This is a genomic window from Arthrobacter sp. MYb23, assembly GCF_002979775.1.
GTDB lineage: Bacteria > Actinomycetota > Actinomycetes > Actinomycetales > Micrococcaceae > Arthrobacter.
Genome location: NZ_PCPR01000001.1, coordinates 440139 through 465616, shown reverse-complemented (window position 1 = coordinate 465616; position 25478 = coordinate 440139). Strand labels below are relative to the sequence as shown.

At 63.0% G+C, this 25478-nt stretch carries 26 protein-coding genes; 17 read left to right on the top strand and 9 right to left on the bottom strand.

What is annotated here, in order from left to right; all coding sequences use genetic code 11:
• Positions 1 to 5: 5 nt before the first annotated feature.
• From CQ020_RS02200 to CQ020_RS02190, 3 genes are all read right to left on the bottom strand, one after another.
• On the bottom strand, positions 6 to 956 hold the full coding sequence (locus CQ020_RS02200) for a 1,4-dihydroxy-2-naphthoyl-CoA synthase (protein WP_105690343.1): 951 nt from the start codon (positions 954 to 956) through the stop codon (positions 6 to 8).
• Positions 957 to 977: 21 nt separating this feature from the next.
• Complete coding sequence (locus CQ020_RS02195; RefSeq protein ID WP_105690342.1) at positions 978 to 1415, bottom strand: VOC family protein; 438 nt, start codon at positions 1413 to 1415, stop codon at positions 978 to 980.
• A gap of 123 nt (positions 1416 to 1538) precedes the next feature.
• The gene (locus CQ020_RS02190) at positions 1539 to 2267 is read right to left on the bottom strand and encodes a CPBP family intramembrane glutamic endopeptidase (protein ID WP_105690341.1); all 729 of its coding nucleotides are present in this window, start codon (positions 2265 to 2267) and stop codon (positions 1539 to 1541) included.
• Between the two features lie 51 nt (positions 2268 to 2318).
• Between CQ020_RS02190 and CQ020_RS02185 the strand changes: the two genes are divergently transcribed.
• The 3 genes from CQ020_RS02185 to CQ020_RS02175 are packed head-to-tail and all read left to right on the top strand — an operon-like array spanning position 2319 to position 4870.
• A complete protein-coding gene (locus CQ020_RS02185; RefSeq protein WP_105690417.1) occupies positions 2319 to 3263 on the top strand; it encodes a metal ABC transporter substrate-binding protein in 945 nt (314 codons plus the stop codon).
• A complete protein-coding gene (locus CQ020_RS02180; protein WP_105690340.1) occupies positions 3260 to 3994 on the top strand; it encodes a metal ABC transporter ATP-binding protein in 735 nt (244 codons plus the stop codon). The genes CQ020_RS02185 and CQ020_RS02180 overlap by 4 nt, the downstream gene beginning before the upstream one ends.
• A 3-nt stretch (positions 3995 to 3997) precedes the next feature.
• Complete coding sequence (locus tag CQ020_RS02175; RefSeq protein ID WP_105690339.1) at positions 3998 to 4870, top strand: metal ABC transporter permease; 873 nt, start codon at positions 3998 to 4000, stop codon at positions 4868 to 4870.
• Here the strand turns inward: CQ020_RS02175 and CQ020_RS02170 are convergent.
• Complete coding sequence (locus tag CQ020_RS02170; RefSeq protein ID WP_105690338.1) at positions 4857 to 5720, bottom strand: DUF4097 family beta strand repeat-containing protein; 864 nt, start codon at positions 5718 to 5720, stop codon at positions 4857 to 4859. The genes CQ020_RS02175 and CQ020_RS02170 overlap by 14 nt on opposite strands.
• Positions 5720 to 6229: a histidine kinase gene (locus CQ020_RS02165; RefSeq protein WP_105690337.1), complete on the bottom strand. Its 510-nt coding sequence runs from the start codon at positions 6227 to 6229 to the stop codon at positions 5720 to 5722. Before CQ020_RS02165 ends, CQ020_RS02170 begins: the two co-directional genes overlap by 1 nt.
• A 203-nt stretch (positions 6230 to 6432) precedes the next feature.
• On the opposite strand from CQ020_RS02165, the gene CQ020_RS02160 reads away from it, so the two are divergent.
• The 4 genes from CQ020_RS02160 (at position 6433) to CQ020_RS02145 (ending at position 11178) form a co-directional block, all read left to right on the top strand.
• Positions 6433 to 8100: an ABC-F family ATP-binding cassette domain-containing protein gene (locus CQ020_RS02160; protein WP_105690336.1), complete on the top strand. Its 1668-nt coding sequence runs from the start codon at positions 6433 to 6435 to the stop codon at positions 8098 to 8100.
• A 136-nt stretch (positions 8101 to 8236) separates the two neighbouring features.
• Positions 8237 to 8584 carry a molybdopterin oxidoreductase gene (locus CQ020_RS02155; RefSeq protein ID WP_105690335.1) on the top strand — a complete coding sequence of 116 codons (348 nt, stop codon included), beginning with the start codon at positions 8237 to 8239 and terminating at the stop codon, positions 8582 to 8584.
• Positions 8585 to 8600: 16 nt separating this feature from the next.
• Entirely contained in the window at positions 8601 to 9494 is an 894-nt protein-coding gene (locus tag CQ020_RS02150) for an NAD(P)/FAD-dependent oxidoreductase (protein ID WP_105690334.1), read from the top strand.
• A 220-nt stretch (positions 9495 to 9714) separates the two neighbouring features.
• Positions 9715 to 11178, top strand: a complete 1464-nt coding sequence (locus tag CQ020_RS02145) for an amino acid permease (RefSeq protein WP_024817890.1) — start codon at positions 9715 to 9717, stop codon at positions 11176 to 11178.
• 183 nt (positions 11179 to 11361) lie between these two features.
• Here CQ020_RS02145 and CQ020_RS02140 read toward each other — a convergent pair whose 3' ends face one another.
• Entirely contained in the window at positions 11362 to 12231 is an 870-nt protein-coding gene (locus tag CQ020_RS02140) for a DUF1295 domain-containing protein (RefSeq protein WP_105690333.1), read from the bottom strand.
• A 47-nt stretch (positions 12232 to 12278) separates the two neighbouring features.
• On the opposite strand from CQ020_RS02140, the gene CQ020_RS02135 reads away from it, so the two are divergent.
• The 10 genes from CQ020_RS02135 to paaZ all read left to right on the top strand — a co-directional run bounded on the left by CQ020_RS02135 (position 12279) and on the right by paaZ (position 22605).
• Positions 12279 to 12758, top strand: coding sequence for a MarR family transcriptional regulator (locus CQ020_RS02135; protein ID WP_105690332.1), 480 nt, complete (start codon positions 12279 to 12281; stop codon positions 12756 to 12758).
• Complete coding sequence (locus CQ020_RS02130; RefSeq protein WP_105690331.1) at positions 12755 to 14623, top strand: long-chain fatty acid--CoA ligase; 1869 nt, start codon at positions 12755 to 12757, stop codon at positions 14621 to 14623. The genes CQ020_RS02135 and CQ020_RS02130 overlap by 4 nt, the downstream gene beginning before the upstream one ends.
• Entirely contained in the window at positions 14620 to 15039 is a 420-nt protein-coding gene (locus CQ020_RS02125; RefSeq protein ID WP_105690330.1) for a DUF2177 family protein, read from the top strand. The genes CQ020_RS02130 and CQ020_RS02125 overlap by 4 nt, the downstream gene beginning before the upstream one ends.
• Positions 15040 to 15201: 162 nt before the next feature.
• Entirely contained in the window at positions 15202 to 15858 is a 657-nt protein-coding gene (locus CQ020_RS02120; RefSeq protein ID WP_105690329.1) for a pentapeptide repeat-containing protein, read from the top strand.
• 142 nt (positions 15859 to 16000) lie between these two features.
• A complete protein-coding gene (locus tag CQ020_RS02115) occupies positions 16001 to 17227 on the top strand; it encodes an acetyl-CoA C-acyltransferase (protein WP_105690328.1) in 1227 nt (408 codons plus the stop codon).
• Entirely contained in the window at positions 17227 to 18057 is an 831-nt protein-coding gene (locus CQ020_RS02110) for an enoyl-CoA hydratase/isomerase family protein (RefSeq protein WP_105690327.1), read from the top strand. The genes CQ020_RS02115 and CQ020_RS02110 overlap by 1 nt, the downstream gene beginning before the upstream one ends.
• On the top strand, positions 18054 to 18917 hold the full coding sequence (locus CQ020_RS02105; protein ID WP_105690326.1) for a 3-hydroxyacyl-CoA dehydrogenase family protein: 864 nt from the start codon (positions 18054 to 18056) through the stop codon (positions 18915 to 18917). The genes CQ020_RS02110 and CQ020_RS02105 overlap by 4 nt, the downstream gene beginning before the upstream one ends.
• A 26-nt stretch (positions 18918 to 18943) precedes the next feature.
• A complete protein-coding gene (locus CQ020_RS02100; protein ID WP_105690325.1) occupies positions 18944 to 19540 on the top strand; it encodes a GNAT family N-acetyltransferase in 597 nt (198 codons plus the stop codon).
• 108 nt (positions 19541 to 19648) lie between these two features.
• Positions 19649 to 20371: a tyrosine-protein phosphatase gene (locus CQ020_RS02095; RefSeq protein ID WP_105690324.1), complete on the top strand. Its 723-nt coding sequence runs from the start codon at positions 19649 to 19651 to the stop codon at positions 20369 to 20371.
• A 134-nt stretch (positions 20372 to 20505) separates the two neighbouring features.
• Positions 20506 to 22605 (top strand): phenylacetic acid degradation bifunctional protein PaaZ, encoded by a 2100-nt coding sequence (paaZ, locus tag CQ020_RS02090; RefSeq protein WP_105690323.1) that lies wholly within the window; start codon positions 20506 to 20508, stop codon positions 22603 to 22605.
• Between the two features lie 263 nt (positions 22606 to 22868).
• On the opposite strand, the gene CQ020_RS02085 is transcribed toward paaZ, so the two are convergent.
• From CQ020_RS02085 to CQ020_RS02075, 3 genes are read right to left on the bottom strand one after another with little or no spacing between them, the layout of a single operon-like run.
• The gene (locus tag CQ020_RS02085) at positions 22869 to 23471 is read right to left on the bottom strand and encodes a TetR/AcrR family transcriptional regulator (protein WP_091470557.1); all 603 of its coding nucleotides are present in this window, start codon (positions 23469 to 23471) and stop codon (positions 22869 to 22871) included.
• Positions 23472 to 23508: 37 nt separating this feature from the next.
• Positions 23509 to 24858 (bottom strand): phenylacetate--CoA ligase PaaK, encoded by a 1350-nt coding sequence (gene paaK, locus CQ020_RS02080; protein ID WP_024817878.1) that lies wholly within the window; start codon positions 24856 to 24858, stop codon positions 23509 to 23511.
• 7 nt (positions 24859 to 24865) lie between these two features.
• Positions 24866 to 25375, bottom strand: a complete 510-nt coding sequence (locus CQ020_RS02075) for a hotdog fold thioesterase (RefSeq protein WP_105690322.1) — start codon at positions 25373 to 25375, stop codon at positions 24866 to 24868.
• Positions 25376 to 25478 lie beyond the last annotated feature (103 nt).

Here is a 25478-nt window from a genome sequence, read left to right as displayed (position 1 = left end):
TGGTCCTAGAAGTAGTACGGGAAGTTGGACCAGTCGGGGTCGCGTTTCTGGAGGAACGCTTCTTTGCCCTCCACGGCCTCGTCCGTCATGTACGCCAGGCGGGTGGCTTCGCCGGCGAAGACCTGCTGCCCGGCGAGGCCGTCGTCGGCCAGGTTGAAAGCGAACTTGAGCATCCGGATGGCCTGCGGGGACTGGCGGGCGATGTCCGCGGCGTACTCCAAAGCGACTTCCTCGAGGCGGTGGTGGTCCACGGCTTCGTTGACTGCGCCCATCCGGACCATGTCGTCCGCAGAGTATTCGCGTGCCAGGAAGAAGATCTCCCGGGCGGCTTTCTGGCCGATTTGGCGGGCCAGCAGCGCAGAGCCGTATCCGGCGTCGAAACTTCCCACCGTGGCGTCAGTCTGCTTGAACTTGCCGTGCTCGCGTGAGGCGATGGTGAGGTCGCTGACCACGTGCAGCGAGTGGCCGCCACCGGCCGCCCAGCCATTGACGACGGCGATGACCACCTTGGGCATGGTCCGCATGAGCCGCTGGACTTCCAGGATGTGGAGGCGGCCTGCGCGGGCGGGATCGATCGTTTCTTGGGTGTCCCCTTCTGCATAGCGGTAGCCGTCACGGCCACGGATCCGCTGGTCTCCGCCGGAGCAGAATGAGTGCCCCCCGTCTTTCTCCGAAGGCCCGTTACCCGTGAGCAGGACCGTGGCGACGTCCGGTGTCATGCGGGCGTGGTCCATGGCGCGGTAGAGCTCGTCCACGGTGCCCGGGCGGAAGGCGTTGCGCACCTCGGGGCGGTTGAAGGCGATGCGGACCGTGGGGAGGTCCTTGACTGTGCCGTCCGTTGAACGTTCAACCTGCCGGTGGTAGGTCATGTCCTTGAAGTCGTCGAAGCCGGAAACTGCGCGCCAGCGTGAGGGGTCAAAGACGTCGGAAACCTTGGCAGGGAGTTGGTTGTTCACACACCGAGTCTAGTAATGGCCTTAGCTGATGCAGAACTCGTTGCCCTCGGGGTCGGCCATGGTGTGCCATTCGTGGGGTCCCTGGTTGGCGGTCCACAGGTGTTTGGCACCGCGTGCTTCCAGCTGTTTCCGCACGTCATCCTTGTCCCGGCCGTCCAGCCGGACGTCCCAGTGCACCCGGTTTTTCACGGACTTTTCGTTGGGATCGGTTTGGAACAGGATCCGCCGGCCGGTCTTGGGGTCTGCATCCTCGGCGGGCACAATGGCGCAGCCCTCTGCCCACACCAGCTTGCCGTTGTGGGTGATGGTCTGGTCCTCGGTGGCATAACCTTGCTCGATCATGGACCGGATGAACGCCTCGTCTTGGGACTCCACCGTCCATTCGAGGGTTTCCGCCCACCAATCAGCGAGTTCGTGCGGCTTTTGGCAATCGACTACTACCTGGATGTTCAGTGTCATGCCCTCAAGCTATTCCCGACGGCGGGTGGCTGGGTAGGGCGTTGCGGTCAGCTTCCGTCCGCGTTCCCCAACTGAGTCGCATTTAAGCGCGTTTTGAGCGCTCAAAACGCGCTCTGCTGCGACCTAGTTGGGTAGGAGTTCGGGCGGGACAGCGTAGATGAGGACAACGGCCATGAGGTTCTTGGTGGCGTGGACAAAGTAGGAGAACATCAGGTTCTTGCCGGTCCACACGTAAACCGCCACCAGCACCACGGCCATCCCCAGGTACGGGGCCAACGCAGGCAGAGCGAGTCCTTCGCGGCCCACCACATGAATTGACGCGAACACCACCACGGAAATCACGCAGCAGATCCAGATGTTCAGGTGCTGAGACAACTTGCCGATCAGGAGGTGCCGGAATAGGTACTCCTCCACGAACGGACCCAGGATCACCAGCAGCGGCACCATCAACCACGCGGGCACTTGTTGCAGCATGCCTTGGATGCCCAGTTGGTTCTCAGAGCTTTGGACGCTCCCGAAGGCTGCCACCAGAAGGGCCGTAAGAATCAGCATCACCACGATGGCAAGCGGAACCATGCCCAGCGTGAACCAGGGCCGGGTCCCCAGAATCTTGAGATCGCGGCCGGCCACACGCCAGGCGGACGCCACAGCAAATATTCCGACGCCGGCATAGAAGATCGCGTTGACGGCATAGGACGCTGTGGCCGGGTTGTCGAAAAGCTGCAGCATCAGGCTGTTGAGCGTCTCACCGGCCAGGAGGAAGTACGCGGTGAAGCCCACATATACGGCAATGGCAAGGCCGTCCAAGGCAGTGAATCTGTACAAAGGTGCCTTGGTGGAAAGAGTGCCCATATGACCAGCCTATCTTTGCCGGGTGGCCCTTGCTTGGCTACACTTTTCGGTATGCCTAACTTTTCGTTTCGGCGCGCCAAAGTTGTCCGCCGTTTCGCTGCTGCCCTGACCGCCTTCGCACTTGTCCTGGGAGTCTCCGCCTGCGGTGGTGATTCCTCAGCTGGAGATGATGACAGGCCCGTGGTGCTCACAACTTTCACCGTGCTGGCAGACGTCGCCAAGAACGTTGCCGGCGACAAACTGCGCGTGGAGTCCATTACCAAGGCCGGCGCCGAGATCCACGGCTACGAGCCAACGCCGGGTGACATCAGAAAAGCCGCCCAAGCTGACCTGATCCTGGACAACGGGCTGAATCTTGAGGCGTGGTTTGCCCAGTTCGTGGAAGACCTCGATGTGCCGCACGCGGTGGTCAGCGATGGCGTGGACGTCATGCCCATTGCCGAGGACTCCTACAAGGGCAAGCCGAACCCGCACGCCTGGATGTCGCCCAAGAACGTCCAGATCTACGCCAACAACATGGCCAAGGCTTTCGCCAAGCTGGACCCGTCCCACGCGGCCGAGTTCGAAGCCAATGCGAAGGCTTACAACTCCCAGCTCCAGACCGTGCAGGATGAGATGGTCTCCAAGCTCTCCGTGTTGTCGGAGAAGCAGAGGGCGTTGGTCACCTGCGAAGGCGCCTTCTCCTACCTGGCACGCGATGCCGGCCTCAAGGAGGTCTACATCTGGGCTGTGAACGCGGAGCAACAGGCCACTCCACAGCAGATCACCCGGGCCATCGAGTTCGTCAAGGAGAACCAGGTTCCGGCGGTGTTCTGTGAATCCACAGTGTCAGACGCTCCTATGCAACAAGTGGTGGGTGCAACTGATGCCACGTTCGGAGGAGTGCTGTATGTCGATTCCCTCTCTGAAGCGGACGGCCCCGTTCCCACGTACCTGGACCTCATGCGCCATGACGCCAAGGTCATCACCACGGCACTGGCAGGAGGAACGTCATGAGCACACCCGCGATCGCTGTTGAGGACGTCACGGTTCATTACGGTGAGGTCCTTGCCCTGGACAAGGCGTCCCTCATCTTGGACCCTTCAAGGATCTGTGGATTGGTGGGCATGAACGGCTCGGGCAAGTCCACCCTTTTCAAGGTCATCATGGGCATGGTCAAACCGGATTCCGGGCGAGTGCTCATCAATGGGGAGCCTCCGGTGAAGATGCGCAAGGATGCGGGGATCGGCTACGTTCCCCAAAGCGAGGACGTTGATTGGGCTTTTCCCTTGTCCGTCCGGGACGTGGTGATGATGGGCCGCTACGGGCACCTGGGATTCACGCGCCGTCCCCGCAAGGCGGACCGGGACGCCGTCGAGCATGCTTTGGAACGCGTGGAGCTGAGCGAGTACGCCGACCGGCAGATCGGGCAGTTGTCCGGTGGGCAGAAAAAGCGGGCTTTCGTGGCCCGGGGCATTGCGCAAGGCGCCACCATGATGCTGCTGGACGAGCCGTTCGCGGGCGTGGACAAGAGGTCCGAGGCCACCATCACCAGGCTCCTCCGTGAGCTTGCGGACAACGGCGCCACCATCCTCATCTCCACCCATGACCTTCACGCGCTTCCCCAACTCTGCGATGAAGCGGTGCTGCTGATGCGCAAGGTGCTGATGCATGGAAGCCCGGACACCGTGCTCCAACCGGAAAACCTTGCCATGGCTTTCGGCCTCGACGTCATGAACAGGGGCTGAACCGTGGAATTCCTGCTGGAACCACTGTCTTACGACTTCATGGTCCGTGCCCTAGCCACCACAGCCATCGCCGCCGTGGTCTGCGCTGTCCTGAGCTGCTGGCTCGTCCTCATCGGCTGGTCCCTCATGGGCGACGCCGTCTCGCATGCGGTGCTTCCCGGCGTCGTCCTCGCGTACATCGTGGGTGCGCCGTTTGCCCTGGGTGCGCTGGTGTTCGCCCTAATCGCGGTGACGTTGATAGGGGTGGTGCGCAATACCAGCAGGGTGAAGGAAGACGCGGCGATCGGCATTGTGTTCACCTCGTTGTTCGCGCTGGGCTTGGTGCTGATCTCCGTGACTCCGAGCCAAACCGACCTGAACCACATCATCTTCGGTAACCTGCTGGGCGTCAGCATCCCGGACCTCATTCAGGTGGTGGTCCTGGGCGTGGTGGCCTTCGCGATCCTGATCCTCAAACGCCGCGACCTCACGCTCTACGCCTTTGACCCCACGCACGCCCACGCGATCGGCCTGTCACCCAAAAGGCTCGGCGCGCTGCTCCTGGGCCTTCTCGCGCTGACCTCCGTGGTTGCCCTGCAGACCGTGGGCGTGGTGCTGGTGGTGGCCATGCTGATCATCCCGGGTGCCACCGCCTACCTGCTGACGGACCGGTTCTCCCGGATGCTGGTGATCGCGCCCGTCATTTCGGTGGTGTGCTCCGTGGCAGGCATTTATCTGAGCTACTACCTGGACACGGCGTCGGGAGCCATGGTGGTCCTCACCCAAGGTGTGGTGTTCGGCGCCGTGTATTTGTTCAGCCCGCGGCAGGGACTGATCGGCACACGGCTGGCCAAGGCCCGCAGAAAGCGGGCCGTCGTCACGGCTACCGCGCGCTGACGGGGGATCGTGTCACCGCGATGTCGCCGTAGGCGTTGCGGGCGCGAATCTCCACCTTGTCCGTGCCCTCGCCCGGTCCGCTGGTGGCTTCGAGGGCATTGCGGACCCGTCCGTATTTGGTGTTGAGATCAAGCCACGCGGCAGTGCCTTCGCGCACCCCCACTGCCAGTGTGCCTGCTGCCGTTTGAACCGTGAGGCTGCCAGCGGCTACGTCACCCACGGTGATATCACCGCTGGATGTTTTGACGGTGGTGGAAAGGCCGGCGCGCTCCAGCGAGATGTCGCCATTAGCTGCGCTGACGCTCAGTTCCCCGGAAGCGTGGGCGATGTAAGTGTTGCCGTTGCCGTTCTTGACGGTGGCGACCCCGTCCAGGTGACTGATGCGGATTTTTCCTGAGCCGGTCTTTATCCGGGACCGGCCCGAGGCGCGTTCCACCGTGATGTCGCCCATGTCCGTGTGTGCCCTTAGTTCGCCGCAGTGATCGACGCGGATGTGGCCCAAGTCGGTCTTGAGGTCGGCTGCGGCGAATTCGCCTTCGCAGCGGAGGTCTCCCATGGCGGACTTCAGCTCCAGGCTGCTGCCGCTGGGAACCTCCACGGTGATCTCCACCGCGCCGCCGTCGCTGAACCAGCTGTGGCGGAACGATGGGTGAAGCCTCACCTGCAGGCGGCCGTCCGAGTAGTCCACGGTGGTCTGCTCAGCCATCCTGACGTCCACGCTTCGCTTGGCTTTGCGGGGCTGGACTGTCACTTCGGTGGTGGGGTGGTCGCGGGCCACGATCCACATATCGCCGCGGACGGAGACGTCAATCACGACGGCGATTGGCTGGGGGGTCTGGAAGGTCGCCATTAGCGCGCCCAGCCCGTGAAGTTCTGCTCGCCGGGCTCGCGGCGTGAGCTTTTTTGGGGCGAGTGGCCGCCGCGGAGCGCCTCGGCTACCGCCCGGACCAGCCAGGAGTTCACGGACAGTCCGTCCCTGTTGGCTGCCGCTTCAACTTGTTGCTTGAGCTGATCTGGAAGCCGGAGTGTGGTGCGGGAGGTGCTGGTGCCATCGAAGTCTTCCGGTGCAAGGGCGTCTTGGATGGATTGTTCGATCATTGCCTCGAAGTCCCCGCTTGGTGGATTGTTGACCACGAATTCGGGGTCTCGGCCCCGGAGCCTGACCTCCACGGAACCGGGGGCGAGCTCCAGGGTGATCTCGCTCGCGGCATCAGAGAGGGCCTCCAGGAGGACCAATCGGATGGTGGATTCGACGGCGGCGGTGAGGCGTTCACTCAGTGCGCGGGCCTCCGGGCCACCAGCTTCGGCGGCGGTTTCCAGCTGTTGCTGCACCGCAGTGATGTACTGGTTTAGCTGCATGACACCATTGTGACGCCAAGATGGTGTCATAGCAATGTTTTTCTGCGGACGTTTGCGCCATAGGTGGTGTCTTGGCTTGACGCATCCGCTTTACGTTGACAGGCTGGAGCAATGAAGTCTTGAGCGCAGCCCCTCTCAGCGGCTGCATCCCCAGTACCCATGACGGCTTTCTGCCACCCACTGCGGACTTGCGAGGATTCCTCTTGACTGACCACCTGCACCTTTCCGGCGTTTCCCATGGCTACGGGGACCGCAAGCTCCTCAACGCTGTTGACCTCGCCATCCACCATGGCGAACACGTGGCCATCGTCGGCGAAAACGGCGCCGGCAAATCCACCATGCTGCGCCTGCTGGCCGGCGTGGAGAAGCCCGACGACGGCACTGCCGGCTTGTCCGGTAACCCCGGCTACCGCGTGGGTTACCTCGCGCAAACCCACGGGTTCTCCGAGTCCCTCACCGTAGGGGACGCCATTGATGCATCGCTGGCTTCGCTGCGTTCCTTGGAGGCGCGGATCGCAGAGCTTGAGTCCGGTTTGGCTGACGCAGATTCAGAGGACCTGGAATTCTACGGAAGCCTGCAAACTGAATACCAACTCCGTGAAGGCTACGCCGCCGAATCCCGGGTGGAAGCAGCGCTGGACAAGCTGGGGCTGGGAGGCTTGGACCGGCGTCGAACCCTTGGATCTTTATCCGGCGGCGAGCAGGAACGGGTAGCGCTGGCCTGCCTTTTGGCCGACCCCGCCGAAGCCTTGCTGCTGGACGAGCCCACCAACCACCTGGATGCGAACGGCACGGCCTGGCTCGAATCGAGGCTGGCGGCGCATCGCGGCACAGTTGTGGTGGTTTCCCACGATCGTGTGCTGCTGAGGAAAGTAGCCACCACCATCATCGAAGTGGACGCTGACCGGCGGTCCGTGAACCGGTATGGGAACGGCTATGAAGGCTACCTCCGTGAGAAAGCGGCCGAGCGTGCCCGCTGGATCCAGGAATACGATCAATGGCTCGACGCCATGGCTGCTGAACGCCTCCAGGCTGCCACTGTGGCAGATGGCATGGGTTATGGCCGCAAACGCGACAACGACAAGATGGCTTTCGGATTCAAGGCCGGAACCTGGCAAAGCGCGGCCGCCAGCAAGGTCCGCAACGCCCAGGAACGGCTACGCAGGCTAGAGGACAACCCGGTGGATCGGCCACCCGTGCCGCTGAAACTGGCAGCACCGTCCCGGGTGGCGGCTGTGGCGGAGGTGGCCTCCGAAGCGGCGGTGGAAGCCTCTGGTGTGAGCGTCCCGGGACGGCTCCAATCCACGGACCTCAGGGTGGACACCGGACAAAAAGTGCTCATCACCGGCCCCAACGGCGCCGGCAAATCCACGCTGCTCTCCATCCTTGCCGGGACGCTGGAGCCGGCCACCGGGACTGTGAAGCTCAACGGCAAGGTGGGATATCTGCAGCAGGAACTCGAGGTGCCCGCCCGGCCGGGGCTGCGCTTACTCCCCGCGTTTGCCGCCGGACTGGGCGGCAACATCGATGCGCACGCCGAGGGGCTGCTGCGGCTGGGGCTGTTCCGCCCGGCCGAGTTCCACGTTCCTGTGGGAGGCCTTTCAGCCGGGCAGCAGCGCCGGCTAGCCCTCGCAAGGCTCCTCCTGGGTGGCTACGACACCATGATCGTGGACGAGCCCACCAACCATCTGGCGCCGGTGCTGGTGGAGCAGTTGGAAGCAGCGCTCGCCTCCTTTGAAGGCACGGTGGTGATCGTGAGCCACGACCGTGCGTTGGGGGAGTGGTTTGATCGCAGCGCTGCTGCCGGTGTACGCACCGCCGCAGCTGGGACGTGGGTCCGGTACGGGATGCAGGACGGCGCATTGCTGTAGTCCTCGATGTTTCAACCCCGGTGAGCTGTTTGCAAAGCGATCGTTACGCCTGGTGCTGTGGGTGGAAACACGGCATTGAGCGTCCTGTAACAACGGCAGCGCACCATGGGAAGGGAACGGCCGAAAGGACTTTGCTTTGATCATTCAGAACCTCTTCCTGCAGGGCATCTACCACTTTGAGGGCGCAGGGTTGGATAAACCCGTTCCCATCCATGCCGAGCTATCCCACTTCGTGCCCGACGGCATTATCAACCAGACCCTCTACTTCCGCGGAGGCAATTCGAGCGCGGAACTGATCACCGTGGTGCTGATGCGGGACCGCATTCCCATGCGCTATTTCCCCATCGGAGCCAAGAGCGATGTCCACATCCCGCTCAGGGTAGTGGAAGACACCGAGGGTGGATCGGTGATTGAGCTTTTCATTGTGGCGCCCGCCGGCATCAGGGGATATGTGGTGGTGGATCTGGGGATGGTGGAGCACTGATGAAGGTGGCGCGCTGATGAAGAGAAGGCTGGTGGTGATCGGCAATGGAATGGCCGGCGCGCGGGCAGTGGAAGAGATCCTCGCCAGGGGTGGTGCGGATCTTTTCGACATCACCGTGTTCGGCGACGAGTCCTACGGGAATTACCACCGGAGCAGGCTTGGGCTCGTCCTGTCCGGGGAAGAAAACGAGGCGGACATACTCCTCAACTCGCTGCACTGGTACCAAGAGAACACCATCACACTCCATGCAGGGGTCCGGGTGGAACGCATCGACAAGTTCAGCAAGCATGTCTTCGCCGCCGATGGCCGCGTGGTCCAGTACGACCATCTGATCATCGCAACCGGCAGCCGCCCGTTCCTGCCACCCATGGCCGGACTCTACACGCCCAGTGGGACCATCCGCCCCGGAGTCTTTACTTTCCGAACCCTGGACGATGCCCGCAGGATGATCCAGTTCGCCCAGCACAAGGACCATCTCCGCGCAGCAGTGATCGGCGGGGACTCGTTCGGTGCGGAAGCAGCCCGAGGCCTGCAGTCCTGCGGTCTGGAGGTGGACGTTCTTTCCGGACATCGGGTCACCGCGATCCTCGGGGCAGACCGCATCACGGGACTGAGCGTTCGCAATCAACCCGACATCGACTGCCACATGGTGGTGGTCTCCGCAGGCATCAGACCGAACGTTGACGTCGCCGTCGTGAGTGGTTTGGCAGTTGAGCGCGGAATCGTGGTGGACGACCATCTGAGGGTGATGGACGAGGAGGACATTTACGCCGTGGGCGAGTGCGTCCAGCACCGCGGCGAGGTGTACGGGACGGTGGCGCCCTTGTGGGATCAGGCTGCCGTGCTGGCCGACCACATCACGGGCTCGGATCGCGGATCGATGTACCTGGGAACCAGGGCCGTCTCCTAGCCGGGAGCAGCCCTGTCCGCAGCCCCTTGTTGCCTGCGTCACGGGCATTGGGGTTAATCCCGTAAGATAGACGGGTTGCGCGAAGCTTCGGCGTTCTGCGTTCTTTGTCACACTTCGAGCCCTCCAAAGAGGAAAAGCTCGAATTATGTGTGCCAAAGCCGCCCGTGTTCCGGCACTGGCGTAACACCTACAGCAACACCCCAACCCACAAGGAACAGCTGTGCCGCAAAGTACTCCCACAGATCTCCAGAGCTCCAAGGCCTCATCTGCAGCCTCGGACTCCAACCTCAGCGCCGAGGGATATCAGAAGACCCTGAGCCGCCGCCACGTCACCATGATCGCCATGGGTGGCGCAATCGGCGTCGGCCTGTTCATGGGCGCGGGTGGCCGTCTGGCCTCCACCGGCCCGGCCCTGATTTTCTCTTACGCCATTGCCGGCGTCATCGCTTACCTGCTGATGCGCGCCCTCGGCGAACTCATCATGTACCGCCAAACCTCCGGCTCATTCGTGAGCTACGCCGGCGAAATGTTCGGCAAGAAGGGCGCCTTCCTCTCCGGTTGGATGTACTTCATCAACTGGGCCATGACAGGCATTGCTGAGCTCATCGCGATCGGCCTGTACTTCCAGTTCTTCTTCCCCAACGTGCCCATTGAACTGTCCGCCATTGCCGCATTGGTGCTGCTGGTGGCCGTGAACCTGTTCAGCGTCAAGGCGTTCGGCGAGTTCGAATTCTGGGCATCCTGCCTGAAGGTCGCGGCAATTGTGATCTTCCTGGCTGTTGGCACGTTCATGGTTGTCACCAACGCCAAGGTAGGCGACGGAAACGCGTCTGTGGCCAACCTCTTCCACGAAGACGGCGGCATGTTCCCCAAGGGCGGCCTGGTGATGATCCTGGTCCTCAACGCCGTGATCTTCGCTTACAACGCCATCGAGCTCGTCGGTATCACCGCTGGTGAGATGGAAAACCCGGAACGCGAAGTTCCCAAGGCGATCCGCGCCGTCGTGATCCGCATTGTGGTCTTCTACGTTGGTTCGGTGACGCTGCTGGCCATGCTGCTGCCGTCAGACCAATACGTGGCCGGGACCTCGCCGTTCGTTACCGTGTTCGGCCAGATGGGCCTCGGCTGGATGGGTGACGTCATGAACATGATCGTCATCACCGCCGCGCTGTCCTCCTGCAACTCGGGCCTGTACTCGATCGGCCGCATCTTCCGCACCATGGCCAACAACGGCCACGCCCCTCAGTGGCTCACCAAAATGTCCACACGCCACGTGCCGTACGCGGCCATCCTGGCGATCGGCGGCGTGTACCTCGTAGGCATCCTCCTCAACATCTGGCTCGGTGGCTCGCACGCCTTCGACCTCGCGTTGAACACCGCGTCCATCGGCGTGATCTTCACGTGGGGCTCCATCTTCGCCAGCCAGATCGCCCTCCGAAAGAAGCGCGGCAACGTCTCCAGCCTGCCGATGCCCGGTTCGCCGTGGACCAGCTGGGTGGGCCTCATTGCCCTGCTGGCCATCACCGTGCTGATCGGATTCGATTCCATGACGGACAAGGAAACCGGCGAGGTCTTCCTGCTGGGCCTGTGGACCCTTGCCACCATCCCGTTCTTCGCACTGGTGCTGTGGCTCGGATGGCAGAAGGTCAAGAACAACGAGCCCAAGAGCGAGCTGTTCAGCTAAGGCTTCAAACGTACGACGGCGCGTGCCTCCTTCCGGGGGCACGCGCCGTTTTTGTTTCTCGGCACCGGGCGTTGTGGGGCCTGGTTTGCGTGCTATTTGGAGTGCGGGGGGCGCAGAGCGGGCCCCACAACGGGAGGGTCTCGCGTTGTGGGGCCTTCTGTGCGCGCTATCCGAACTCGCGGGCTATCCGAACTTGGGAATCAGCACGGGGGTGTTCTTTTTGTATGCCTCGTACTCGGCCTGGCCACCCCAGGTCTTGTCCGCTTTCTTTTCCAGCAAGGGGATGCCGCTGACCTTGATGAGCAGCATCGCGACGAACACGGGCGAGATCATGGCCACCCACTGCCAACCTTGGAGCACCGGCGCGGCGATGACCGCCACTCCGACCCAGAGCAGGATCTCGCCAAAGTAGTTGGGGTGCCGGGATCGTGACCACAGCCCGGTGGAGATGAACTTTCCCTTGTTGGCTGGGTCAGCTTTGAAGCGGCTCTTCTGCAGGTCTGCCACAACCTCCACACCGAAGCCCGCGGCCCAGAGCAGGAAGCCCAGCAGCGCCAACCAGTCGAGGCCCACGCGCTGTGTACTGCTGATGGCAATCCACGCTGCGGCCGCTGTGAAGACCACCCACAGTCCCTGGACCGTCCACACGTTGAGGAACCGGACGAACGACGGTTTGATCTCGTCAAAGCGGTCGTCCTTCCCTGATGCGCTGATGCGGCGGGACAGGAAGGTGCCCAGGCGCAGGGCCCACACGGCCACCAGCGCGGCCAGCAGGAGTCCGCGGGCATCGATTCCCGGGGTCAGCGCCACCAGCATCACCGTGATCGCCACATAGGTGAGCGATCCGGTGAGGTCAAAGAATTTCTCTGTTTGCGCCTTGAAGGACGGGATGAAGACGAGCCATTGAATGATGAAAGCGGCCACCACTGCCCACGCGAAAATCGGGAAGCCGCCAAGCGTTGCGCCATGGTGGCTGCCTGCAAGCGCGATGAGCACAGCCAGAACCACTACTACTGGAAGAGCGATGAGGCCCTTCCTGTCCGTATCCTTCATGATTTACCTCTGTTTGATGTTCAAATTAATTTGATTACTATATAACCATGCAAAATGTTGAAAAGGCCATTGGAGTGCCGGGCGGCCCGGCTTCCGTGACCTTGCAGGCCCTCTTCGGTCTGGCCAATGAGACGGAGCGCGGGGTGGCCAGAGCGCTGGGACTCAATCTCACCGACTACCGGGCCCTCACCGTCCTCTCGGAGTCAGGCCCCGTCACGGTAGGGGCCTTGGCCGTAAAGCTCAGCGCGACCGCTGCCACCACCACGGCCATAGTCGGTCGGCTGGAAATGCATGGCTTCGTGGAACGCTCCCGCAGCACGGAAGACAGGCGCCAGGTGCGCGTCAACGTCACCGAGGCTGCTTCCGGGAAGGTCAAAGAGCTGATGCAACCCCTTGTTGCCACCGCCGCTGCCCAGCTGGATGCGCTGGAACCGGCCCAGCAGCTGGTCATCACGGACTTCCTCGGCTCCGTAGTGAACCTCATGGAGGACCACTTGCGGTCACTATCGGCAGAGGGTGCCCGTTGAGAGAGTTCACCTCCCCGCCGCTGGTGGAGCCCACACTGCACCGCAACGCCACGGATCTGCTGATGCAACGGGTGCGCAGCAATCCGGACCACGCCGCCTTTGAGGTCAGAACCCCTGGCGGCGCCGTCACTGATCCGTGGCGTGAGGTCAGCACTGCAGACTTCGCCCTTGAGGTCCGCGCCTTGGCCAAGGGCTTCATCGCTGCCGGGATTCAGCCGGGCGAGTCCCTGGCCATCATGTCTCCCACCCGGTACGAGTGGGCCTTGACGGATATGGCGGCCTGGTTCGCCGGCGCCGTCGTGGTTCCTGTTTATGAAACTTCCGCGGCACCGCAGGTGACAGCGATACTTGCCGACGCCGACGTCCGGCTCGCCGTCGGTGGCAGCGCCGAACACGCGGTGTTGCTGGAACAAGGCTTCGCGGGGGCCGGGTTGACGGCGTTGGGGATCTGGACCCTCGATGCCCGGCCCGGCGCCGACCTCGCCGATTTGGTGGAAAGAGGCGCCCGGATTCCGGATAGTGCCGTGGAGGAGCGCCGTCTGCTGGCCACCCTCGATTCTGTAGCCACCATCGTCTACACCTCCGGAACAACAGCCGCTCCCAAAGGTGCCCTAATCACGCACGGCAATTTCGTGGGACAGGTACTGAACGTGGCGGCTGCCTACACGGAGGTTGTCCGTGAAGGCGGCAACACCATCATCTTCCTGCCTATGGCGCATGTGCTGGCCCGCGGGCTGCAGTTGATCTGCCTGGCGAACGGCATGAGGATCGCGCACCTGTCCGATCCCCGTGACGTGGTTCCGGCCCTGGGCGCCTTGAAACCCACGTTCCTTGTTGTGGTGCCGCGCGTGCTGCAGAAGATCCAGGCGTCTGCCGCTGCCACCGCAACGCAGAAGCGCTTGGGACGTGTGTGGGCTTGGGCGCAACGCACGGCTGTTGAGTGGGGCCGGTTTGCCGAAGCGCACGACGCCGACCCTACCGTCCGTGCCTCCGCCGGCCTCCGCATCCGGCGGGCTCTCTTCGACCGCCTTTTCTATTCGCGGCTGCGGCAGTTGGTGGGTGGCAAGCTGGACTACTTGCTCTCCGGTGCAGGTGCCCTTGACGCCGAGCTGTCCCTCTTCTTCCGAGGATTGGGGCTGCCCGTCATCGAAGGATACGGGCTCACGGAAACCACGGCACCGCTGACGGGCAACCTTCCCGGGGCCATCAATTCCGGGTCAGTAGGGGTCCCCATGCCCGGGACGAGCGTGCGGATCTCGGACCAGGGCGAAGTCCTTGCCCGGGGTGTGGGCGTTTTTGCGGGTTACCGCAGGCCAGTGGATAACGCGGAAGCCTTCGTGGAGGGGTATTTCCGAACCGGAGACCTTGGCGAGTTGGACCACTTGGGCCGGCTCACCCTGAACGGGCGGATCAAGGACGTCATTGTCACCGCGGGTGGAAAGACCATCTCACCGGCCATCTGGGAAGGCTATGTGGAAGGTGATCCGCTGGTGGCCCATGCCGTGATGGTGGGGGAGGGCAAGCCTTATCTGGGCGGCCTGGTCCTGCTGGATCCCGAGTCGCTGGCTGCCTGGGCTGAACGCGAAGGCATTGCCGATCTCAAGGGAATCCGCATCCCGGAGGACGGCGGTGCAGTCCAAATCGACGATGCCCGGCTTCTCGCAGTCATTGGGCAAGCGGTCAGTGCTGCCAACGCCAAAATCGCCCGTTCCGAGCAAGTGCGCCGGTTCGTCTTGTTGCTGACCGACCTCAGTGAGGCCAACGGATTCGTGACCCCCACCATGAAGCTCAAGCGCAGTGCCTTCACCAGCCGCGCCAGCCACATTGTGGAAAGCCTCTACAGCCAGCCACGGAGCCAGCCGTGAAGCGGTGGCTGCTCGCCTATGCCCTGACGGCAGTGATCTTCGCCGCGATCGACGTCGCCTGGATCATCACTGTGGCGCAGCGGCAGTACCAGAGCCAGATCGGCCACCTCCTGGCCGCCAGTCCAAATCCGCTCGGAGCCGTAGTGTTCTATCTCATCTTCGTCGCCGGGATAGTGCACTACGGAGTCCGGCCGGGCCAGTTGCGGGCCTCCATGCGGCAGCGGATTGTTGCCGGTGCATTCTTCGGCTTCTTCGCGTACTCCACCTGGGCGCTGACGGCGCTCGCCGTGCTCAAGGATTTCCCGGTCATGATCGCCGTGACCGACATCGCCTGGGGTGCAGGAGTCTGCGCGTTGGTCACGTGGCTCGCTGTTGCCGCCCTCCGCAAAATTCGCCTGGGTGGCACTGCCGCCTAGGCCTGGTGTTGTTGGGACTGTCAGTGCCCGGGTCTAGGCTCGATGTATGGAACACACCACCACCTTGACGCATCACGTCAACGCACGCCCTGAGAAGGATTGGGCCGTCACGGCCCTCAGTATGGACCTCGCCGAGATCGCTGCCAAAGCGGAATCGCTCTGATGGCGGCTGCGAAGGTTGCCGCGCCCAAGATTTCGCCGGTGCGCCTGAATGAACTGCGCGACGACGACGCCCCGGACTTCCAGCGTGGCGAACGGTACGACGGCGTCAGGCTCACCCGTGTTTCTGCCGACGGAGAGGAACTGAGCGGCGCCGATTTCATTGAATGCGAGCTGAACGGGGTCTCCTTCAATGAGGCTCAGCTGCGGGGGGCAACGTTCCGCGAGTGCATCTTCTCCGAGCCGTATGCCCCGGTCTTCATGGCTGCGCGGACTTCCTGGCAGGACGTGGAGATCACCAATCCACGGTGGGGGTCGGCCGAACTCTATGAGGGAAACTGGCGCTCTGTCCGAATCGACGGCGGCAAGCTGGACTACGTGAACCTGCGTGGCTCCAAGCTCATGGATCTTCAGATTTCCGATTGCATCATCAATGAGCTTGATCTTGGCGGCTGCACGGGTACGCGGTTGGCCTTGAAGAACTGCACCATCGGCACGCTGGATGTCACGGGTGCCAAGCTGAAGGACGTGGACCTGCGGACCTCGGAGTTCCGTGGAATCAACGGATTGGCCGGGCTCGCGGGAGTGGTGATCGATGACTATCAGCTGAGCCTCATGGCACCGCTGCTGGCCGGGCATTTGGGAATTCGAGTGCTCTGATCCGGGCCGGGGCCGGTCTCTGCTGATCCGTAACCGAGGACTTCAACTGTTGACCGGCTCCCCGGGCCGTGTAATCTTTATAGAACGAACGGTCGGTATATTATTCCAGGCCGGTCCCTTTCACTTCGCGAAGGATGTTCTCATGGTCGAGGCTTTTCTTGTTGGCGGCGCACGAACGCCTGTAGGTCGCTACGGTGGGGCACTGTCCTCCGTTCGCCCGGACGATCTCGCAGCGCTGGTGGTCCGGGAAGCGGTGGCGCGTGCCGGCGTCGATCCTGACTCCATTGATGAGGTGATCCTCGGCAATGCCAACGGCGCGGGCGAGGAGAACCGGAATGTGGCCCGCATGGCCACCCTCCTTGCAGGACTTCCCCTCCACATTCCAGGCATCACGGTGAACCGCCTGTGCGCCTCGGGCCTCAGCGCGATCATCATGGCCAGCCACATGATCAAGTCCGGAGCGGCGGACATCGTAGTAGCTGGCGGTGTCGAGTCCATGAGCCGTGCCCCGTGGGTGCAGGAGAAACCCACCACGGCGTTCGCCAAGCCAGGCCAAATTTTCGATACCTCCATCGGCTGGCGCTTCGCCAATCCGCTGTTCACCAAGGGTGAGCTCTCCCGCGACGGCAAGATGACCTACTCCATGCCTGAAACGGCGGAGGAAGTGGGCCGCGTGGACAACATCTCCCGTGAGGACGCTGACGCCTTCGCCGTCCGCTCCCACGAACTCGCGCTGGCCGCCATTGCCGGCGGTCGCTTCAAGGATGAGATTGTTCCCGTCACCGTGAAGACCCGGAAGGCGGAGACCGTGGTGGACACGGATGAAGGACCCCGCGAAGGCACCACCATGGACGTCCTGGCCAAGTTGCGGCCCGTCGTCCCGGGTGGCTCCGTGGTGACGGCTGGCAACTCGTCCACCCTGAACGACGGCGCATCCGCCATCATCGTCGCTTCCGAAGCCGCCATCAAGAAGTTCGGCCTGACGCCCCGGGCCCGCATCATCGACGGCGCGTCGGCAGGTTGTGAACCCGAAATCATGGGCATCGGCCCCGTCCCGGCCACACAAAAGGTCTTGGCGCGTTCCGGCCTCACCGTAGATCAACTGGGCGCCGTTGAACTCAACGAAGCTTTTGCCACGCAGTCACTTGCCACCATGCGGCGTCTGGGGCTGAACCCGGACATCGTCAACAACGACGGCGGTGCCATCAGTTTGGGGCACCCGCTCGGTTCCAGCGGCTCCCGCATTGCCATCACGCTGCTGGGCCGCATGGAACGCGAACTCGCCTCCTCCTCCGGACCAAAGCTTGGATTGGCCACCATGTGCATCGGCGTTGGACAGGGCACCGCGATGCTGCTGGAGGGCGTGTAATGGCACTGAATCCCCAAGACTTCACCACCCTCCTGATCGAGGAACGCGAGGACCGCCTCACTGTTTTGCTGAACCGTCCCGAGGTCCGTAACGCGATCGACCAGAAGATGGTGGATGAGCTCCACCTGGTCTGCGGTGAGCTTGAGCGAAACCCTAAAGTGCTGATCATGGCCGGAACTGAGGGCGTTTTTGCCTCGGGTGCGGACATTGGACAGCTACGCGAACGCCGCCGGGACGACGCCTTGCAGGGGATCAACTCCACCATCTTTGTGCGCATCGCCAAGTTGCCCATGCCGGTTATTGCAGCTTTGGATGGGTATTGCCTGGGCGGGGGAGCAGAGCTCGCCTACGCTGCCGACTTCCGTATTGGTACCCCAAGCGTCCGGATCGGCAACCCCGAGACCGGGCTGGGAATCCTCGCCGCCGCCGGGGCAAGTTGGCGGCTGAAAGAGCTCGTGGGTGAGCCGAAAGCCAAGGAGATTCTCCTGGCCGGCGCAGTGCTCCGTGCCGAGGAAGCCCTGCGCATCAGCCTCATCACTGAAATCCACGAGGCCCCCGAACTGATGGATGCAGCACACAAATTGGCGGACCGAATTGCGCGTCAGGACCCTCTGGCCGTGCGGATCACCAAATCCGTGTTCCATGCTCCGGCTGAGGCCCACCCGCTGATCGACACCCTCGCGCAGGGAATCCTCTTCGAATCCCAAGCCAAGTTTGATCGCATGCAGGCGTTCCTGGACAAGAAATCGGCCAAAGCCTCGCAAGACACAGCCGCGCCCACCGCGGCCTCATCAACAACTGCAGACTCGCAAGACAGGACCCAGAAATGACAGAAGCTCCCGCGATCCCGCACGTTGTTGGAGTCCTTGGCGGTGGCCGGATGGGTGCCGGCATTGCGCACGCCTTCCTTACCAAGGGCGCCACGGTGATCGTGGTGGAACGCGACCACGAGGCAGCAGCGGGGGCGCAAGGTCGCGTTGCCGAGGCCGTCACCAAGTCCGCTGCCCGCGGCACCCTGAACGAAACCCCCGAAGAGGTGATGTCCCGCTTCAGCACGTCCACGGACTACGAATCGTTCATCCACTGCGGGCTCGTGGTGGAAGCTGTGCCAGAGGATTACGATCTCAAGGTCACCGCCCTGAAGGCTGTGGAGGACCACCTGTCCGCGGATGCTTACCTGGCCTCGAATACGTCCTCGTTGTCCGTGACCGGACTGGCCAACCACCTTCGCCGTCCGGCCAATTTCGTGGGCCTGCACTTCTTCAACCCGGTGCCTGCGTCCACCCTCATTGAGGTGGTGCTGGCCAAGGAAACGTCTCCCGAACTCGCTGAAGCGGCGAAAAGCTGGACTGAGGCACTCGGCAAGACCGCCGTCGTCGTCAATGACGCTCCCGGCTTCGCGTCCTCAAGGCTTGGTGTTGCAATCGCCCTTGAGGCGATGCGCATGGTGGAGGAAGGCGTGGCATCGGCGGAGGACATCGATGCCGCCATGGTTCTGGGATACAAGCACCCCACCGGCCCGCTGAAGACCACGGATATTGTTGGTCTGGACGTCCGGCTGGGCATTGCTGAGTACCTGCATTCCACGCTGGGGGACCGTTTCGCTCCGCCGCAGATCCTGCGGGACAAAGTGGCCCGCGGGGAGCTCGGCCGGAAGACGGGCAAGGGTTTTTTCGACTGGAACGACTAATGCCCGGTGCCGGTTAGGCTAACCGGGTGACTTCTATTGAACCCATCACCCTGACCGGCCAGTTCGTAACCCTGGAACCGTTGAGCCAGGAACACCATGACGGCTTGGTTGATGCAGCCCGCGACGGCGATCTCTGGAAGCTTTGGTACACGTCCGTCCCCACGCCTGAGGGAATGGCCGCTGAGATAGATCGTCGTCTGGGCCTGCAGTCAGCAGGGTCCATGTTGCCCTTTGCGACGCGCTCCAACGTCACCGGCAAGCTCATTGGCATGACCACGTATATGAACATCGATCACCAGACGCCTCGCTTGGAGATCGGATCCACGTGGAATGCTGCGTCGGCGCACGGCACGGGGACCAACCCGGATTCGAAGCTGCTGCTCCTGCGTCACGCCTTCGAAACCCTGGGCTGCCCCGCCGTGGAATTCCGCACGCACTGGATGAACCAGCAGTCCCGTGAGGCGATCGACAGGCTCGGCGCCAAACAGGACGGCGTCCTGCGAAGCCATTCCCGCAGCCTGGACGGCGCCCTCCGCGACACCGTGGTGTTCTCCATCCTGGAGCACGAATGGCCGGCCGTCCGCAACGGTTTGGAATTCCGGCTGGCCAACTACGGCGCATAGCCCGCCTCGCCCCCAATCGAGGGGCTAGCTCTCGGCTGTAAAGACCCGCCATAGCCTCGAGATCTAACCCCTCGGCGGGGTTGGTGGGAATGTGCTTAGCTGGCTCCTATGGACGGGACTTCTTCAACTCACCGGGGCGTCCGCTGGGACGGCGCCGTCAACGCGTGGCGAATCGCCGGGGATGTTTACCGCATGGGTCGCCACGAATGGGTTACCGAAGCCGGGTGGCAGCAAATGTACGACGACGGCGTCCGCACCGTGATCGATCTCCGCGCCTCGCGCGAGCGGCGGCAACGCGACACCGATCCTGAGGTGCCGGACGAGGCGAAGGCACGCATCGACGTCGTACATTGCCCAACGGAAGATCCTGACCATGGTGATTTCAGCAAGCTTTTCGGCCCGTACCTCAAGGATCCCGCCCAGTATGGGGACTACCTTGAGCTGTTCGCTGAGAAGATCGCGGCCGTCTTCAAGGCCATCGCTGCGTCACCGGGCAAAGTGGTGGTTCATTGCTCCGCGGGCAGGGACCGCAGTGGGGTCATCGCGGTGATGCTGCAGCGATTGGCTGGTGCCGGCGATGAGGAGATCGTGCACGGATATGAACTGGCTGCGCGGGGGATCAATGAGCGGCATCGTACCCATGGGGCGCCGCACGCCCACGATCCCTACCTGTCCGACGACGAGCTCGAGGCGATGCTGAAGACGCGGAGGGAGAGCCTGCAGGCCTTCCTCGTGTCACTGGACGCGGCCGGGTTCCTGGCGGCCAACGGCGTCTCGGATTCGGAGCTGGCCGCCGTGCAGGCCAAGCTTGGCGCGTGTAACGCGGACTGAAGCCGAAAATTCCTGCTGTACTCCGCAGGGCATTCATGTACCCTGTATATATTACCGAACGGCCGGTCAGTAATGTTGGCTCCAGTCAGCAGGGACCGTGCCGATTTCACGTGCCTTGGAAGGACCCGTCGACGATGACCACTACAGCAGTCGCCCCGGAAACCACAGCCGTTGCAACCGTTCCCAGCTACGTCCAGGATGCCTGGTGGACGCCGGCAGCCGACGCGAGGAAAGTCCCGGTCCGTGATGCGAGCACCGGAGAAATTCTGGCCAACGTCAGCACCGACGGCCTGGACCTTGCCGCCGTCGTGGACTTCGGGCGCACCACCGGCCAAACGGAACTTGGGAAGCTGACGTTCCACCAGCGCGCGCTCAAGCTCAAAGAGCTGGCCATGTACCTCAACGGGCGTCGCAACGAGCTCTACGAGTCCTCATCGCAGAGCGGCGCCACCAAGATCGACAACATGATCGACATCGACGGCGGCATCGGCGTGCTCTTCACGTTCGGCTCCAAAGGCCGCCGTGAACTGCCCAACTCGCAGGTTGTGGTGGACGGTCCCATGGAAACGCTGTCCAAGGATGGATCGTTCGTAGCTGAGCACATCTACACCCGCATACCCGGCGTCGCGGTCCAGATCAACGCGTTCAACTTCCCGGTCTGGGGCATGCTGGAGAAGTTCGCTCCCGCGTTCCTGGCCGGCGTCCCCACCATTGTGAAGCCCGCGACGCCCACAGGTTACGTTGCGGCCGCAGCGGTGAAGGCAATCGTCGAGTCGGGCATTCTGCCCGCTGGCTCGCTCCAGCTGATTTCCGGCTCCGCCCGCACCATCCTGGATGAGCTTGATTACCGCGACCTCGTGTCGTTTACGGGGTCGGCATCCACTGCCAACTCCCTGAAGGGCCACCAGAACGTGGTCCAGGGCGGCGTCCGTTTTACCTCCGAAACCGACTCCCTCAACGCTGCAATCCTCGGACCCGACGCCGTTCCGGGCACCCCCGAGTTTGACGCCTTCATCAAGGCGGTAGTCACCGAGATGACCGTCAAAGCCGGACAGAAGTGCACGGCCATCCGCCGCGTCATCGTCCCGCAGTCGCTGACCTCCGAGGTTGCCGCCGCCGTCGGCACCCGCATCAACGAGCGCGTCGTGGTCGGCGATCCCCGGGCCGAGGGCGTCACCATGGGCGCCCTGGCATCGCTGGAACAGCTCGCGGATGTACGCGCCGCCGTTCAATCCATGCTCGACGCCGGCGGTGAGCTTGCGTACGGATCTCTCGACACGCCGTCGGTCACCTCCGTTGGCGGCGCCGTGGGCGTAGTGGAAGACGGCGCGTTCATGTCCCCGGTCCTCCTGAGCTGGGCAGACGCCGAAGCCGAAGAAGTTCACTCGCTGGAGGCGTTCGGGCCGGTTTCCTCAGTGATCGGGTACTCGGACCTGTCCGATGCCATCCGCTTGGCGGCCCGTGGCTCTGGCTCGTTGGTGGCATCAGTCTGCACCAACGATCCTGCTGTTGCACAGGAGCTGGTGCTCGGCATCGCTGCTCACCACGGGCGCGTCCACATGCTGAACCGTGAAGACGCCCGCTCCTCCACAGGCCACGGCTCCCCGGTCCCGCACCTGGTTCACGGCGGTCCCGGCCGTGCAGGCGGCGGTGAGGAATTGGGCGGTATCCGCTCGGTCATGCACCACATGCAGCGCACAGCAATCCAAGGTTCGCCGAACATGCTGACCGCCGTTACTGGTCTTTGGCACACCGGTGCGGACAGAAACTTCACCGTGGAGACCGAGGGCGAGCACCCCTTCCGGAAGCACTTGTCCACGTTGCGGATCGGTGATGCCGTGCGTTCGGAACTCCGCGAGGTCAAGCTTGAGGACATCACCGCTTTCGCGAACTCCACCGGAGACACGTTCTACGCCCACACTAACCAGGAAGCTGCCGAAGCCAACCCGTTCTTCCCCGGCATCGTGGCCCACGGCTACCTGCTGCTGAGCTGGGCTGCCGGACTCTTTGTGGAGCCCGCACCGGGCCCCGTGCTGGCCAACTACGGCTTGGAGAACCTGCGCTTCATCACCCCTGTTGCGGCCGGAGATTCCATCCGGGTCACGCTGACAGCCAAGAAGATCACGCCGCGTGAGACTGACGAATACGGCGAGGTGGCCTGGGACGCCGTGCTGACCAACCAGAACGACGAAATCGTGGCTACCTACGACGTCCTGACCCTCGTGGAGAAGTAACCCTCTCTCACGTCCCACGGGCTTGAGCGATTCGCTCTCTCACATCCCTCGGGTTTGAACGCGATCCTCTCTCACTACGACGAAACGCCTTTCCACAGTATGTGGGAAGGCGTTTCGTCTTGTGCGGGAATACATGCCTGCATCAACCGTTGAGGGGACGTTTACAAAGGGCCCGCTCGACGGCGGTACCTCACGTTGCCGCCCCACGTCACCGTGGGGAGATGGGAATGGTTCCGCTCAAGCCCTAGGGAGGTGAGAGAGGGTCAGGCGGCCGTGTGGAGGCCGTCGAAGGCCATGGTGATGACGTCGTCGGCGAGCTTCTCCGGGGACAGTGAGCCGCCTGGTTTGTACCACTCCACAATCGAGTTGATGGTGCCGAACAGCAGACGGGTGACGGTGCGAGGATCGATGTCCTGGCGCAGGGACCCGTCTTCCCGGGCAGCGGCAATCAGCTCGGCCACCTTGTGGTCGAAGGCGCGCCGACGTTCCAGAGCATCGCGCTCGATCTCCGTATTGCCCCTCAAACGCAGGAGCAGGGTCACGAACGGCAGCCGGTCCACCAGCACCGCAATGGTCTGCCTCAGCACGAACTCAAGCCGCGCGTCGGCGGGTCCGGACGTAGCCGCGGGCTCCTCGAGGATGGCCTCAAGGCCACCCAACGCGTGGTCCAGGGCGAGCTTCAGCAGATCGCCCTTGGACGGCACATGGTGGTAAATGGCTGACTTCGAGATCCCGAGGTTCTCGGCCAGGATGCCCATGGACGTTGCATCGTACCCGTGGCGGTTGAAGACGTCGACGGCGATGCGGAGCACCGACTGCTGGTCATAACCGGGCCGTCCGCGCTTGGTGGTGGTCTCAGTAGGCATGCTGGCATTTTCTCACGATCTCAGTGGTGGACGGCGCTCAGCCCTTGGGTCGCATGTCGTAGATCCGGCGAAGCTTGCCGTTGGACCGTTCGAGGGAACCGGGCTCCACGACGTCGACTACGCAAGATGACCCGACGTGAATCTTGATCTGCTCGCGCAAGGTGTGCGCCGCCGTCGTGCCTGCCTCGGTGGGGACGTTCTCGCGGCGCTCGATCTTCACGGTCAGCGAATCCATGCGTTTGCCCTCGGGGCGGGTGATTTCCAGCTGGAAGTGCGGGCTGAGTTCGGGGATGCGGAGGGCGATTTCCTCGATCTGCGACGGGAAGAGGTTTACGCCGCGCAGGATGATCATGTCGTCGCTGCGGCCGGTAATGCGGCCCATGCGGCGGTGCGCGGGGCGAGCTGTGCCGGGCAGCAGGCGGGTGAGGTCCTTGGTGCGGTAGCGGATGATCGGGAGCGCTTCCTTGGTGAGGGACGTGAAGACGAGTTCGCCGGGTTCGCCGTCGGCCAGGACCGTGGAGTGATCGAACGGATCGATGATTTCAGGGCGGAAGTGGTCCTCCCAGATGTGGCAGCCATCCTGCGTTTCAACGGCTTCGCCGGCAACGCCGGGACCCATGACTTCGGAGAGTCCGTAGATGTCCGAGGCCTTGATGTTCATGGTGGTTTCGAGTTCGTGGCGCATTTCTTCAGTCCACGGCTCGGCGCCCAGGACCGCGTACTTGAGCGAGGTGGACCTGGGGTCGATGCCTTGGTGAGCCATGGCGTCGGCGATGGTCAGCAGGTAGGTGGGCGTGGCCAGGATGGCGTCCGGCTTGAAGTCCTGGATGAGCTGGATCTGGCGTTCGGTTTGGCCGCCGGAGATGGGGATGACGGTGCAGCCGAGGGCTTCAGCACCTGCGTGTGCGCCGAGGCCGCCGGTGAACAGGCCGTAGCCATAGGCATTGTGGACCTTCATGCCGGGGCGGACGCCGGAGGCGCGGAAGGAGCGTGCCACCAGGGTTGCCCAGTTGGCGAGGTCGTTCTTGGTGTACCCCACCACGGTGGGGCGGCCGGTGGTGCCGGAGCTCGCGTGAACGCGTGCCACCTGATCCTGCGGGACGGCGAACATGCCGAACGGGTACTCCAGGCGGAGGTCTTCCTTGGTGGTGTACGGGAATTTGCCGAGGTCGCTGAGTTCCTTCAGGTCCGTGGGGTGCACGCCGGCTTCATCGAACTTCCGCTTGTACAACGGCACGCGATCGTAGGCGTAGGCCACGGTGTGCTGGAGGCGCGTGAGTTGCAGTGCCTCCAGTTCGTCGCGGGAGATGGTCTCTTCACGGTCCAGCACGGGGGCAGTTGCCTCGGAGGAGGAAGCTGCGGGTGCTGCCACGGTGTTCTGGGTCATGGGTTTCCTACTTCTTGGAGATGGTGCGGCTGCGGCCACGGAACTCAGCGATGAGCTCCCCGCTTGCGGGATCAAAAGCTGTGGGATCAAAAACTGCGGGGTCGGAAGTGGCGGGATCGGATTCGGCGTCTGCATTCTGGGGAGCCGCATAAATCTGAATGTCGTAAAGGCCGCTTCGGCCGGTGCTTGCGCGGCGGTTTGCGACGGCGGTGATCACCTGGCCCTGGAACGCCGGCTTGATGAAGTTGATGTCGACGCCGGACGCCACCGTGATGTTGGCGGCTTGCTGGGGCGTGGGGTTGGCCGGGTTGCAGGCCAGAGCGAATGCTGTGTCACCGAAGGCGAAAATCATTCCGCCGTGGGCCATGCCGAATCCGTTGAGCATTTCCTGGCGGAGATGCATGCGGATGGTGGCGTGGCCGTCGTCGAGCTTGAGGACCTCAATGCCCATCCATTCGGACGCGTAGTCGTTCGTCAGGATGTGGTGCTGTGCACCGGAGAGGGTTGTTTCAACCATGCGTCATTGCCTCCAGCTTTATTTACCGAATGTTCATTAGGTAATCCCAGATCGCGCCACGTGTCAAGACTGGGCCATGATTCGCCCTCACCTAGTAGCCTCG

Bases quoted from the DNA above. Each gene is read 5' to 3' on its own strand.
- CQ020_RS02195 (WP_105690342.1), bottom strand. From the start codon at position 1,415: ATGACACTGAACATCCAGGTAGTAGTCGATTGCCAAAAGCCGCACGAA.
- CQ020_RS02190 (WP_105690341.1), bottom strand. From the start codon at position 2,267: ATGGGCACTCTTTCCACCAAGGCACCTTTGTACAGATTCACTGCCTTG.
- CQ020_RS02185 (WP_105690417.1), top strand. From the start codon at position 2,319: ATGCCTAACTTTTCGTTTCGGCGCGCCAAAGTTGTCCGCCGTTTCGCT.
- CQ020_RS02180 (WP_105690340.1), top strand. From the start codon at position 3,260: ATGAGCACACCCGCGATCGCTGTTGAGGACGTCACGGTTCATTACGGT.
- CQ020_RS02170 (WP_105690338.1), bottom strand. From the start codon at position 5,720: ATGGCGACCTTCCAGACCCCCCAGCCAATCGCCGTCGTGATTGACGTC.
- CQ020_RS02165 (WP_105690337.1), bottom strand. From the start codon at position 6,229: ATGCAGCTAAACCAGTACATCACTGCGGTGCAGCAACAGCTGGAAACC.
- CQ020_RS02150 (WP_105690334.1), top strand. From the start codon at position 8,601: ATGAAGAGAAGGCTGGTGGTGATCGGCAATGGAATGGCCGGCGCGCGG.
- CQ020_RS02140 (WP_105690333.1), bottom strand. From the start codon at position 12,231: ATGAAGGATACGGACAGGAAGGGCCTCATCGCTCTTCCAGTAGTAGTG.
- CQ020_RS02135 (WP_105690332.1), top strand. From the start codon at position 12,279: ATGCAAAATGTTGAAAAGGCCATTGGAGTGCCGGGCGGCCCGGCTTCC.
- CQ020_RS02120 (WP_105690329.1), top strand. From the start codon at position 15,202: ATGGCGGCTGCGAAGGTTGCCGCGCCCAAGATTTCGCCGGTGCGCCTG.
- CQ020_RS02115 (WP_105690328.1), top strand. From the start codon at position 16,001: ATGGTCGAGGCTTTTCTTGTTGGCGGCGCACGAACGCCTGTAGGTCGC.
- CQ020_RS02110 (WP_105690327.1), top strand. From the start codon at position 17,227: ATGGCACTGAATCCCCAAGACTTCACCACCCTCCTGATCGAGGAACGC.
- CQ020_RS02105 (WP_105690326.1), top strand. From the start codon at position 18,054: ATGACAGAAGCTCCCGCGATCCCGCACGTTGTTGGAGTCCTTGGCGGT.
- CQ020_RS02095 (WP_105690324.1), top strand. From the start codon at position 19,649: ATGGACGGGACTTCTTCAACTCACCGGGGCGTCCGCTGGGACGGCGCC.
- paaZ (WP_105690323.1), top strand. From the start codon at position 20,506: ATGACCACTACAGCAGTCGCCCCGGAAACCACAGCCGTTGCAACCGTT.
- CQ020_RS02085 (WP_091470557.1), bottom strand. From the start codon at position 23,471: ATGCCTACTGAGACCACCACCAAGCGCGGACGGCCCGGTTATGACCAG.
- paaK (WP_024817878.1), bottom strand. From the start codon at position 24,858: ATGACCCAGAACACCGTGGCAGCACCCGCAGCTTCCTCCTCCGAGGCA.
- CQ020_RS02075 (WP_105690322.1), bottom strand. From the start codon at position 25,375: ATGGTTGAAACAACCCTCTCCGGTGCACAGCACCACATCCTGACGAAC.